Raw genomic sequence first — 12,174 nt, forward strand, 5'->3', positions numbered from 1 at the left:
GCCTCAACGCTATGGCGGAATGGAAAGCTGTGGCCCAAGCCCTCGCCTGATATCCCTGTCAGCGGTCCCTTCACGTCCAACCTCAGATAACGTGACAGCGCCGTTTCCGCACCTCCTTTCTCGGCAAATCCAGTCCCGTTCATCTGTTCTGGGGCAGCTTCGACCTGGCGATTACCCGCTTTTCGGGACGGCGCGCGCCGCTCCACTCCGGCGGTATCCCCGCCTTGCCGGACGACGTGGCGCAGGAGGCTTATGACCGCGAGGTCTCGTCAGCGGGCTTCTGGCCGGGCGGCGGCATCGACTATCCTGCCTTCTACGCCTACGCCTATCCGGCGCCGAACGGTTACCGGGCAGCAATGGTCCGGCCCGATGCCGCGTTCTGGCATGACGGCCTGTCTGAATTCATCCTCCCCTACGATGCCGTGCAGTCGGCGACCGATCCCGACGAAAGCCTGATGGCTTTCCTCGTCTCGACCTACGAGGCTGCCGCCGAGCTGGGCGGCTGGGACCGCGATCTGTTGGAATGTGCGCATGGACAGCCGCGTCGGGTCCGCCGCCCGGACGCGGCGCTGGCGAAGGATGCGCCTTCAGCCGGCGACGAAAAGGTCGAGCGGGAGGATGGAGCATCGAAAGGGCGTTATCGACTGATCATCGATGGCGTCGAAGCAGAGATGACCTATAGCCGGGCCGGTAAGGGGTTCATCATCATCGACCATACCGAAGTTCCGGCGGCCTTGCGTGGCCACAAGGTTGGTGAGCGACTGGTGAGACAGGCGGTCGAGGATGCCCGCCGCGACGGGGTCGCCATCATGCCGCTCTGTCCGTTTGCAAAGGCGCAGATCGGCCGCCATCCGGAATGGCAGGACGTGCTTCGTCGGTCATAGGGGGCGTGGCTGTCTGCCGGAACACCCAACGCCACGGCGACGACGACTGTGCTCGGCGTTGGTGAGGTTGGTGGCCGCGACCAGCACGAAGGTCCCCAAGCGCATCAACGCGATGATGAAGAAAGTCGCCCTTGATCACCGACGCAATCGAACCGAGGGCACCATCCTCTGAAGCAGCCGTGCGTGGCACGGCGCGACCGAGGAAAGCGTAAGCCGAAACCGGCATTGCCGTTCGCGCAAAGGCGCGGCCTGAACGGGTCGGGGGCATCGGACCGACCATAGCTCCGGAAGGTGGTCGCCCTGTCCGGCTTGAGAAGCCGTCGGCCAGCGTTCCCCCCGTCGCAACACAGCTTGGCATTTCTCCACACTGAAAGAGACAGATCCCGAACATTAAATTCGTGGATCAGGCCTTTGAACGCCTGCCGTGTCTCACGCGAATCACCTGGGCGCTTGAACCAACAATGGTAGAAAAGGACAAACATATGATCGATCTGAATGGGAAGCGTGCATTGGTTACTGGCGCTTCGCGGGGCATCGGAGCCGCGATCGCGTTGGCGCTGGCAGAGAACGGTGCTGACGTCGCGTTCACGTACAAGCGCTCGGCCAAAGAAGCTGAAGCGGTGGCCAAATCCATCGAGAGCACAGGGCGTCGCGCAGTCGCCATCCAAGCCGACAGCGCCGCCCCGGAGGCCATCATGCGCTCTGTGAGCGAAGCCGTCTCGGCGCTCGGTGGACTCGATATCCTCGTCAACAGCGCGGCTATCGGCCACACAGGAACGATCGCCGACCTCGACGTGAATGACTATCAGGCCGTGATGGACGTCAACGTGCGAGCGCCAGTGCTGTTTGCGAAAGCAGTTATCCCGCATCTCAGCGAAGGGGGACGCATCATCACGATCGGTTCGGCCCTGGGAGAGCGGGTCCCGTTCCCGGGCATAACGGCTTATGCGATGTCCAAGGCGGCACTTACCTCCTTCACCCGCGGTCTTTCGCGCGAACTCGGCCCGAACGGCATCACCGTGAATCTTGTGCAGCCCGGGGCGACCGATACGGATTCAAATCCGGCGGATGGCGAGGCTGCCGATTTCCAGCGAAGCCTGACGTCTTTGGGACGCTACGGCGAGCCGCGCGAAGTCGCGAACGCTGTGGTCTTCCTGGCAAGTCCCGCCGCGAGCGTGATTACGGGCGCCATCTTGACCGCCGACGGGGGCGCAATCGCCTGAGCCGACTTGATGTTCGCCAGCAGGCCAATCGCCTGCTGCAAGGTGTATCGGGCACGGCGTCGTCGAGGACTGCATGTGCCGAAAACGTCGGCTTCGGTGAAACCCTTGCTGTCAGACATTTTCGATCCTATCATGAGTAATTACATGCTCATTTATGGGCTAAAACTCAGGCGGCAGACCCCTTCCAGAACAGGTCGAACCCGGCCTGCCGGATGGCGTCGCTTTCCTGAGGTTTGGCTGTGACCGCGTTGATGCTGATGTCGGCCAAGTCGAAGAGAATGGTATCGATGTAGAAGGCGATCCTGTCAGGCGCGGCATGGCCGGCGAGACACTCCTCCACCATCGTCCGCGCATCCCGCTGCATGGCGTGGCACCGGTTCCGGCTTTCCGCCGTCACGCGATCTGACACCTTCAGCTGGCGAAGGGCCTTGCGCGCTGTGGCGTGAGCCAGTCCCCAGTCAATCAGACGGTTCCAGACCACAAATAGTCGGTCTTTGGGGGAGGCGTCCGCCGGATATGGGGCCAGCATCATCTCTACCAAGTCGGCCTCGATCTCGAGAAAGAGCTGGTTGAGCAGATCGTCCTTGGTTGGAAAGTAGGTGAACAGCGTCCCCTCGGAAACGCCGGCAGCCTTTGCGATCTTGGCCGTGGACGCGCCTGTGCCAAGGCTGGCGACGAACTCGGCCGCTGCGTCGAGCAGTGCCTGTCGCTTTTCTTCACTGAGGGGACGCGCCATATTTCCATCTAACGGATATTGAGTAAGTAGGTACTCAATCATATAGGGGATGGTATGAGATTGGTCAACCCCCGCAGGCCACCCGGATCGCGGATGTCAGGTTACCGGTCTGGGGCTGACTTTCGGCGATCTCGTTGACCAGCATGCCGATCGTGCATTTCCTGCTTTCGGCCATCTGCCACCACGTTCGTAGAGACGGATCAAGTCGTCACGGATCATGCCCGAACCGAGAGGCCTCGGCTTGAGCAGAAGTTGGCAGAAAGTGCTTTCAAACAGCCTGTGCTCTCCCGCTGGGACGACCGAAGCTGGCCATTGACGTTTGCCACTTTCAAGCTTCGACGGTTAGGTCAAAATAAAGAGGTGTCTCGGTCACCCGGCCGAGGAACGACTGCCAGCCGGCCGCTCCCGCGCCGACCGGTGCCGCCTGCGCCAGGCTCGTATCAGTCTGCAGCACGCGCCCACCGGCCTTCTCGAACAATGCGGTCTTGATCGCGGGCAAAGGATGGTTCCAGTCGGGCTTGGGCTTCTGGTGCGCCCAGGCTTCGACGGCGGTGATCATTGCGACGAACTCCCCCGCATTCTGGCCCTGCGCCATCCAGGCAAGGCTGGCCTGCTTGGAACTGGCCTTGCCGTTGAGTGTTGCGTTGTGGCTGCCGTGGTGGCCGACCTTGTAGAGCACGGTACGGCCGAGTAGATCCTTCGCCGTCACCTCGGCGGCGCCGTCCTTGAATAACCCTTCCGACCAGGATCGCCAGTTGCCGGCCTGGGCGTCGCCGACGAAGAGCAACACCTTGCCGTCCTTCGACAATTCGAAGGCGAGAACAAGGCTGGCATTGTTGGTGGCGTTGCTCATCGCCAGCGCCAGGCCGCCAGCGTCCGCCACCTCATTGGCCTTCAGCCGGCGCCAGTCGGCGTTGTCGTGAATCGACTTCCCGTCCGGAGCGTCGTCTGGCCCGACACCATCGATGCCGTAATGCGTAGCAAAGAAGTTGTCGGCCGTGCTGGCGTCGAACGCGCGTTCCATCGACAGCACGTGGCGGCGTGGAAAGGGCGACGTCTTCTTGCTGCTGTCTCCGGCTCCGCCGGTGCCAACGCCCATGCCGTGGCCGCCTTCGTCATCGCCAAAGTTTTCGGCGCCGATCGGATCAAGATCGTCGATCTTGTCGATATCCCGGGGCGGGCCTAGAACGAATGCCCGGGCGCTAGCGGCGCCAGGAACCGGCCGCAGTTTTTCGTGTGGATAGAGATAATCGGGAGCGCCCGAGGCACAGTCGCGCAGGAACTTCATCGCGATCTTGTTCGCTGACATCGCCGGGTCCTTGCCCGCGGCGCCAAGGTGTTTGAGGCCGTTGTACTCGCTCGCCTTCTCGCCCAGTTCGCCCTCGAGAAGGTTGGCCACATAATCGTCAGCCAGTCCGGCACCGAGCATACTGGCATGGGCGTCGATCAAGCCGAGCAGTCTGTCCTTGAACTTCTTGCGCAGCTGGTTGGCGATGTCGTCGTCCGGATTCTCGGTCCAGGCGAACCACACCTTGCCGACCTTCAGACCGGGAAAGTTCGTGGGGGTTAGGCCGTTGACGTGGTCTTGGTGCTCATGCGTGATGATGGCGACATCGATGAAGCCGCCAGTGGCGTCGATGATATCCTGGCCGATCTTCTTGACCTTGGTGGGCGACGCCAGCTTACCGGGCGAGCCAGGCTTGTAGCCGCAATCGATCAGCACATAGGCCGGCTTTTCCGGCTGTTCGCCGGCAAAGGCGATGAGAAAACAATCGCCGTGTCCGATCCGGTACATGCGGACGACCCCGCCCCCCTTGGGCGGTTTCAGCTTGGTGACCATGGCTCAGGCTCCTGCATGGGAGTGAAGGAACGCGAACGGTTCGGCGCTCTCCCTGAAGCGGTCGCCGATACCAGCGAAGGCGTTGGGCGGAGAGAGGCCATCGAGCAAATAGCGCCGCATGCGGTCGAGCTCATCGTTGTCAGCGACGGTGCCCGGAGTCCGGATCACGCGGCGGATCTTCATCTCCTCGGGATCGATCAGAAGCGTGCAGCCGGCGCGATACTTGAAATCCCGTCCCGGCGCGTCCCAGGCCCCTGGCTGGGCGTCCATCTCTGCCTGCTTGGCCTTGTCGAAGAAGCCGGCGCGCCACTGCGTAACTACCACGACGATATGCTGCTCGGGCCAACCCAACGGCCCCCGCTTCATCGCGGTTCGTACCGAGTGGATCTCGATGTTGGCGCGGTTGGGATCCTTCTTCTTGGCCGAGATTGTCGTCGGCAGGCCGTAGGTGTTGACCACGAGGCCGAGCGTATCCGCGAGCCAGGCCAAATCCTCGTCCAGGAGCCAGGAATGGAACGTGATCGCCTGTCGATCAGCATCGAACCAGGTATCGGCACGCCCCATCGAGAGGCCTACCGGCGTCAAAACGTTGTCCGGCCGGGTCGATGGCTGCGCAGTCGGCGTCGGGGCACGCGCCGCCCGACGGGAATAGTCTTCATCGATCTCAGGAGGCGCCGGCGCCGGCTCCTGGAACAACCTGGTCATGGCCTTGCGACTGCGTTCCGTGGCGCTGTTCATGTCGTCGCCATAGGTGGCGGGGGTAGCCTTGGACCGTGCCTCGACCTTGACCCGCTCTTCGACCACCTGCTGCTCGGTCGGCCAAAGCAGGCTGTCCTCGGCCATCGAGCGGATGCCTCGCGACGAAATCCCCCACTCGCGGAAACTCTCGATGAAGGCGAGGCGCCAGTTCTCCCGATCGACCGGGTTCATGTCGTAGTCGGCGGTCATGACGGCCCGCAGGTAGGCGCCGAAGGTAATGCCGACGGGCGGGCAATAGTCGATAGCGCGGATGCACATCTGCAGTGCCCGTTCGGCGCAGCGCTGCGCCTCCTCGGCCAAACGGTTGACCAGATCTGGGTGGATATCGCCCTCGCGCAGTACGCCGGTCCCCTCCGAAGCGATCCGGAACAGGTCGCGAGTACGGGCGCGGTAGACTTTGGTAAAGGCGCCGAACACAGCCGCGACGAGGACCGCGCCGCGATCGTGCGGTTCCATGGTATCCTCGAGCACACTCGGATCAGGCGGCGTGGCCACCCAATCGCCGGTCTCTTTGTCCTTGTGGCCGAGATAGCTACGCAGCGCATCGCCGCGCCCCGACGCAAGCGCGAATTGCCGCGCCAGCTGGCCGAGCACGCTTTCGCGTGCCAGGTCGCCGCGGGTGCGAGCGATCTGGTCGCGCAACACGCCAGGATAGGAGAAATGCTGGAACAGCGCCACGATGTCGGCAAAGGCCTCGTGGAAGGCGAGCACATCCTCGTTCACGGGCTCATTGAAGCGCGGATGCACGCCGTCGAGCAACGCGTGTGTGGTCTCGTGCGCGATGATGTCGTGCGACAGGCAGGTGAATACCATGGTGCCCGGGGTGTTCTTGCCGTCCTTAGTCTTTGTGGGGAAATATCCGAACAGCAGCGCCTTCTTCTGCGGGCTGTAGTAGGCATTTTGCTGGCGCAACGCATGCGGGTAGATACGCAGCCGCGGCACGTAGTTTTCGGAAATCTTGCCGTCGGCGTCTTTGTGAGAGTGCGACGACCAGAGTGCCTTGCGTCCGAGCGCGCGCTCGAAATGTTCGATGGTCTTCATCGCGACCGCATAGACCATCTGCTGATGGAAACGCGGGTCGGATTCCGAGGGCACTAGGCCGTCGGTAGCCAGCAGGGCGGGTGCGTTGAGGTCGACGGGCTCGTAAGCGGCGGCGCTTGCCGGATCGACGTCGATCACTTCGATGTATTCACCGATCGGCCCAGGCTTGAGGTCGGCCTCCCATGGCACCTCGATTGTCACGCCGCTTACACCGACAAGATCGTATTGGGCGGCGAGCGCCGGATCGAAGGAAAAGATGCGCAATCTTCGCGCGTTAGGTTGAGGGTACTTCTCGGTTGCAATTACCACCGGACTCCCCACTTAGCTATTTTTGTCCTTTGCCACAGTCTACTGCAGAAACGCTCTAGTCAAGAGAGTGTTGTTAAGACACGAAGTCAATTTTGACTCTAGACACGGAAGTTGAACGGACCTCCTACTAAACTCTCGAATGTTTTCGACCCTTTGGCAGGCCGATCAGTAGCCGGTCCCGATCGGAAAGCCTTTCGGCTCAACAATCGTGACACCATAAAGCGCCTGCGCATCGGCACGGAAATGGCGCCGCAGCGCTGCGTCGCAAATCGCGTACCCCCAGTTGAGGAGGTCCTCTTGCTGCGCATTGGGCAAGGCCTGCAGACGGGTCGGGATGGCCGCAAGCGGGCGCGGATCGCGACCGGCGCAACCGAGCGGATCGGTCGGCGCGTCATAGTCGGCGAAATCCGCCCGGACGCTCCAGTAGCAGCCGGAATGGTCCTTTCGATTGAAACTGTTGATCAGGCGACGTTGGCGCAGGCTGCGCACCTGATTGTCGATGACGTTGAGAACACGGAGCGAATGGCGCGTCCAATCGGTCGCCGGTGACGCCTCCGGCGGGATCTTCTGGCCGGCATCACTGACCAGAAGTGTCGTGTAGCGTTTCTCGATGGTCTCCAAGCCGAGATTGTCGTAGACGCCGCCGTCGCTGAGAAACACTTGGCGGCGAAAAGTCGCCGCAGTCAGGTCGGCGCCTTTGACGTCGTCGAATGCTTGCGCGATCTTCAGTGGCAGCGGCGACAGAACCGGCGGAAATGCCGACGATGCCGCGACCGCCAAGGCTAACGGCACCGTCGGTGCCCTAACCAAGCCGACCCGATAGTCGCCCATGTATTCGCGGGCGAACCGCCACAGCGCGGCGCTCTGGACGTTGGTAGCGTTGAGGATGAATCGTGGCCCTTTCCCCGTGCGATCGTCCGGCAAGTCTTGCAATGTCGCGCCGCCGAACAGAATTTTGTCGTAGGCCGCAGCGACCCTTTCGCCGATCGTGCCGGGCAGAAGGATGCCGCCAATGATGGCACCGGCATCGACCGAGGTGGCTGCCATCTTGCGCACAGCGTCGACGACGATGTCGAGATTAGTGGCCACTCCATCGACGCCGAAAGAGAGTTCTCGCCATTTCAGCCCGAGCACGGCGGCGGTAATCGAACCGCCCGATACGCTGGATATGCGCGAAAGTCGTTTCAGCAGCCCCGCTTCATTGAGGCGGATCAAGGCCCCGAGGTGAAAGACCATGGCCCGATATCCGCCGCCCGAGAGCGCAAGCGCGATACCTTTCTCCGGCGCTGCTGGTTCGTCGTCGGCAAGGAGTGTATTGGTCGGCATGGCGGCTTTCCCACATCACTCGATTTTGTCCGGAGGCCAATGGCCATGGGCCGTCGGCGGCTGCTAGAATAGATTCCTCATGTCCCTAAGAGGTTGCGTCTGTGTGTTCGCCGTAGAACACGCCGTTGCCGTCCTTGTGACCCTGCTTGAATTTCTTGGTCGCAATATGGTTCTTCGTGCGCTTGGCACCCTGGTTGTAGGCAATGGCGAGATAAACGCTTTCATCGTGCGTGAGACTTGCTTTACCTGCCCCGTACAACCCCGCCATCTGGTCCTTTAGCTCGGTGATGCCCTTGCTGAGGGTTCTGTTCCACGTCTTCCAATCGCCAATGAGAAAATAGTCCGGGTCGACGGACCTGAAGAACTGGATGTCATACTGGAACATCCCGAACCCGTGGCAGAACTTGTTCGGGTTCTTGAGTACAGTCTTGTAGCCGGAATTGACTGCAGCGATTTTTTCTAAGGCAGTTCTTACAGCCTTGAACATCGCAGCACCCTTTGGATGCGCCTCAAGTTCCGCCCGGCTCTTCGGCCAAGTCGCGCGCCTAGGGAAGTCGATGGTGTCGCCAACGCAGAGTTCAAGGACCTGTTTCGCTGTCGCGTTCTTGTACATCTTGGCCCAGATGTAGAAGGTCTCCTGGATCCCCATGGCGATCAAAAGTTTCTTGCTTATCGGCGTGGCAGCGACAGCGGCGTCGATGTCCACTCCGAACTTGTCGTTCATCCATATCATAGCCTCCTGCTTGGCGGTCGTCATATTGATAGCCCTCCTAGAGGCCAAGTCACATGCCATCTATTCAAGCGTGATTGAATAGCTTTGAACGCCCGGCTTCAGGTCGTACATTTCCGATACGTCTACGCAGTATCGCTCCCTTTTTCGCCTTGAGAGTTTGTGGACGGCGCGCGGTAGCTTTGGGATTGTGCCATGATCGTTCAGGGCGAGCAAGAAAACTGGCTGATCGCGCTTTTCGTGACGCGACTCCGACTGGCGGGTCTTCGCGTTGGCCCGCGAGCGAGTACGAGCAGGCTCTTTTCATCCTGGCGCAGGAGCCGAGTTGGAAACGCGACCGTCTTCGCAGTATACTTGCGAACACTCTAATAGCAGGCCCTGTCGATCGAACGGTCTTCGATGCCGCTTCGACAGGATCTTCGAAAACGATCCGGTTTTTCCGCTTCAAGCGCTTGTCCGCTGAAGAAAGACGAACTGCCAAAACACGCCCATCCAAACCCAAGACGCGAGTATCGACAAGACCCGGAGAGGCGACAAAACAGGTGGGCACATGCCCCCCGAGGGCGAGATCAAGCCGGGCAAACCCTGGGAACGTTACTGGCCGAGCGATTGGTTGGCTCGGGTGCTCCTGGCCTTCGTTCCATTCGCGGCAATCGCTCTTAGGCTTCTCTTGGCATGGGGCGGCCGGAGATTTCCGGTGGCGACGTTCCGGGCTCGGAAAGCGCGCCGCACTCCGCCTGGCTGTTTGCCGCATTCGCGGGGGCGGGACTGCTTGGCCTGGTCATGATGCTGATCCGCCTCGCTACGCGCCGACGCACGAATGACGGCAGTGTAGACCGACCGCCGCGGATTGAACCGTCCCCGGACCGCGTAAGGTATGCTTTCAGGGTTGGGCTCATCGGCGGCCCGCCGCCTCCGCGGCGCCCGGATCTGGAGCTCTACTTCTGCGGAACTCGCGCAAGGCCTGCCAAGTCGCGGTTTCGAGGTCATCCACAAGCTGTTCTCCGGAACGTTGCACACCGCATCGGAAATATCATCGATCCCGCATCGAACCGATCTCGCCAACGAGGTCGAGCGGGTCGCCGAGGACGCCGCCTATGCGGTCGTGATGGTGTTCAGCGACGGCAATCGATGGCAGAGCGCTGACGCCCGGCTCCTCGCCCGCTTGAAGCCGCTCGGGCCTGTCTTCTGGTTCGACGAACCGCCGCTTCGCGCGCATCCCCATCTATGAAGCCACCGATGTGGCTATTGAGGAAGCGTTACGAGCCGCCTACGCGACCGCACTACGCGCCGCGATGCCTAATTCAGACGTGCCGATGGTGATATCATCCCGTACCGCTGGCACCGGGAGCTTGGGGCGACCACGCTTTCTCGCCAGCGGCAACTGGCGCGGCGGGCCTATCGATAGTCGTAGTCCGGAACGAACCGTATGACAGCATAGGCGCGCAACAGGCTGCCGAAGCGTGAGGATGTATTCGCTGCCAAGGCGCGGATTAGATACCCTTGCGGCTTCATGCACATCACACTGCGGAGAACTTTTTTGATCCTTAAGCGCGGCATCAATGGCTATCATTACGAGCGAAGCACCGGTAACTTGCCGAGTTCGATTTTCGTTACAACTACCGCGTCGGCCTTGGCGTCACAGATGCCGAGCGCGCCGAACGAGCCATCAAGGGCATGGTTGGCAAGCGCCTTACCTATCGGCGAATTGGCGAAGCCCGTTACGCTTGAGCAAAAAGCGAAACGACTCCTAAGCAAACGAAAAACGAAACAGGCTTCCGTCTTTAACGAAAGGAATCATTTTGGACGACACAACCGAGTCCACCCTCCACCAGCATTCCGAAACACCGACACGGCTCCCTTCATCTATTTTGATGGAGCACCAACCTAGGGAGTGTTGGCCGGAGTGGTACACATTGAACTGGTTGCCCGTACAATCTCGCCCGGGCCCGAAAACACGATTATTGAGTTCCAACCGACTGGTCGCCTGCGATGCAGCCCGGTGGCCGCTACGGCACTTCGCGATGCGATCAACAGTTGTCTAAAGATGCTTGAGCAACCGCAGGAAAACGCCAGCGCCGGCTCTGCCACGTTGAACTGACATTCGCTCGGCCCATTGAAAAAGCCCGCTCATTTTGCGAGCTTCGTTTTCTGGTTGATGCCATAGCGCTTCGCCAGCGATAGGCTCTCTTGACTATTTTGAAGGGCGGATGCTCGATGGCGCGTAACGCAAAAATCAGCTTGGCGTTGAACAGCGACACGCCGAGCCTGTGCGCGTTGGCGTGATAGCTTCTGCGCAGACACTACAACGCCATCCGGCCTCAGGGCTCGCTCGGCTATAAGCCCAGCACCGAAAGCGGTCATGTCTGCCTTCGCCGCTTGGCTGCGCTCGCGGAACGGTTTCGCCAGTCAAGCTCGATAGCGGAAAGACCACCCTTGAACCACCTTTCCACCCGGACCACCCGGTGGGGGCCGATCAATCGGCTGGCGGTATTTCGGCGACTGGTCGGAGCCAACTCTAACATTGAGGGCACAATGCTCGCGGCGAACTTGAAGGCGCGAAGCTAGAGCGGAGCGAGTCCACTGCACGTGAAAGCTGGAAGCCTGACAAATTGAAAGTTTTCGATTGCACAATCGAGCATTTGGGGTTACAGTTCAAAACCTGCCTCGCGTAGCTGCTTTCTAGAGAAAGTTTGCTGCAGCCAAATGCAACTGGTGCAGGACGCCCAACTGATACAGATCAACTGATACACTCAACTGACGCAGTGTTCCTGCGCCAGGGGACTTGTTGCACAACCTTTGCATATTCTCTGCAACTTCGTAATTAAAAGAAGCAATGGAGGAAGCAATGAACGGCTATTATTATGGCTACTCACCCATTGGTGCTGTTCCACAATTCGCGCCACAAGCGTTCCTCGGTGGCATCCTAGGAAGTTTGGGAGGTGGCGCTGCGGGGGGCGCAATAGGCGATTGGCTCGGTAATCGGCAGCTTGGAACTACCATCGGCAATACGGCGGGCGGCATCCTAGGAGGCTTCCTGCCCTTCAATGCGGCACCGCAGTTCCTGCCCTTCAATGCGGCACCGCAGTTCGCGCCACAAGGGTGGTTCGGTGACCTGCTCGGCCAAGTTGGTGGGCCACTCGGCGGAGCCGTTGGCGGAGCCTTTGGCAACCAGGGCCTCGGCCAGCAGATCGGCGGCATGGCGGGTCAACTCGGGCAGCGCTTCCTGCCCTTCAATGCGGCACCGCAGTTCGCGCCACAAGGGTGGTTCGGTGACCTGCTCGGCCAAGTTGGTGGGCCACTCGGCGGAGCCGTTGGCGGAGCCT

At 60.8% G+C, this 12,174-nt stretch carries 9 protein-coding genes and 2 pseudogenes; 4 read left to right on the forward strand and 7 right to left on the reverse strand.

Annotation, left to right across the window (positions count from 1 at the left end; genetic code table 11):
* Window positions 1-98 precede the first annotated feature (98 nt).
* Window positions 99-884, forward strand: a pseudogene (locus NKI85_RS36020) (DUF5996 family protein); the annotation flags it as partial.
* A gap of 482 nt (window positions 885-1,366) precedes the next feature.
* Complete coding sequence (locus tag NKI85_RS36025) at window positions 1,367-2,107, forward strand: SDR family NAD(P)-dependent oxidoreductase (RefSeq protein WP_352780592.1); 741 nt, start codon at window positions 1,367-1,369, stop codon at window positions 2,105-2,107.
* A 166-nt stretch (window positions 2,108-2,273) separates the two neighbouring features.
* On the opposite strand, the gene NKI85_RS36030 is transcribed toward NKI85_RS36025, so the two are convergent.
* The 6 genes from NKI85_RS36030 to NKI85_RS36055 form a co-directional block, all read right to left on the reverse strand.
* The gene (locus NKI85_RS36030) at window positions 2,274-2,885 is read right to left on the reverse strand and encodes a TetR/AcrR family transcriptional regulator (protein ID WP_352780594.1); all 612 of its coding nucleotides are present in this window, start codon (window positions 2,883-2,885) and stop codon (window positions 2,274-2,276) included.
* A gap of 22 nt (window positions 2,886-2,907) precedes the next feature.
* Window positions 2,908-3,018 carry a ribbon-helix-helix domain-containing protein gene (locus NKI85_RS36035; RefSeq protein ID WP_352780596.1) on the reverse strand — a complete coding sequence of 37 codons (111 nt, stop codon included), beginning with the start codon at window positions 3,016-3,018 and terminating at the stop codon, window positions 2,908-2,910.
* A 153-nt stretch (window positions 3,019-3,171) separates the two neighbouring features.
* Window positions 3,172-4,683 (reverse strand): ComEC/Rec2 family competence protein, encoded by a 1,512-nt coding sequence (locus tag NKI85_RS36040; protein ID WP_352780598.1) that lies wholly within the window; start codon window positions 4,681-4,683, stop codon window positions 3,172-3,174.
* 3 nt (window positions 4,684-4,686) lie between these two features.
* Entirely contained in the window at window positions 4,687-6,747 is a 2,061-nt protein-coding gene (locus NKI85_RS36045) for a gluzincin family metallopeptidase (protein ID WP_352780600.1), read from the reverse strand.
* Window positions 6,748-6,957: 210 nt separating this feature from the next.
* Window positions 6,958-8,118: a patatin-like phospholipase family protein gene (locus tag NKI85_RS36050; protein ID WP_352780602.1), complete on the reverse strand. Its 1,161-nt coding sequence runs from the start codon at window positions 8,116-8,118 to the stop codon at window positions 6,958-6,960.
* An 85-nt stretch (window positions 8,119-8,203) separates the two neighbouring features.
* Window positions 8,204-8,842 carry a hypothetical protein gene (locus NKI85_RS36055; RefSeq protein WP_352780604.1) on the reverse strand — a complete coding sequence of 213 codons (639 nt, stop codon included), beginning with the start codon at window positions 8,840-8,842 and terminating at the stop codon, window positions 8,204-8,206.
* An 883-nt stretch (window positions 8,843-9,725) separates the two neighbouring features.
* Here NKI85_RS36055 and NKI85_RS36060 point away from each other — a divergent pair.
* Window positions 9,726-10,079 (forward strand): hypothetical protein, encoded by a 354-nt coding sequence (locus NKI85_RS36060; RefSeq protein ID WP_352780605.1) that lies wholly within the window; start codon window positions 9,726-9,728, stop codon window positions 10,077-10,079.
* A gap of 362 nt (window positions 10,080-10,441) precedes the next feature.
* Window positions 10,442-10,579, forward strand: a pseudogene (locus NKI85_RS36065) (IS1595 family transposase); the annotation flags it as partial.
* 1,294 nt (window positions 10,580-11,873) lie between these two features.
* Here the strand turns inward: NKI85_RS36065 and NKI85_RS36070 are convergent.
* A partial coding sequence (locus tag NKI85_RS36070; protein WP_352780606.1) for a hypothetical protein occupies window positions 11,874-12,174 on the reverse strand: 301 nt, incomplete at its 5' end.

The sequence above is a fragment of the Mesorhizobium sp. M0571 genome, assembly GCF_040320985.1.
Classification (GTDB): Bacteria; Pseudomonadota; Alphaproteobacteria; order Rhizobiales; family Rhizobiaceae; genus Mesorhizobium.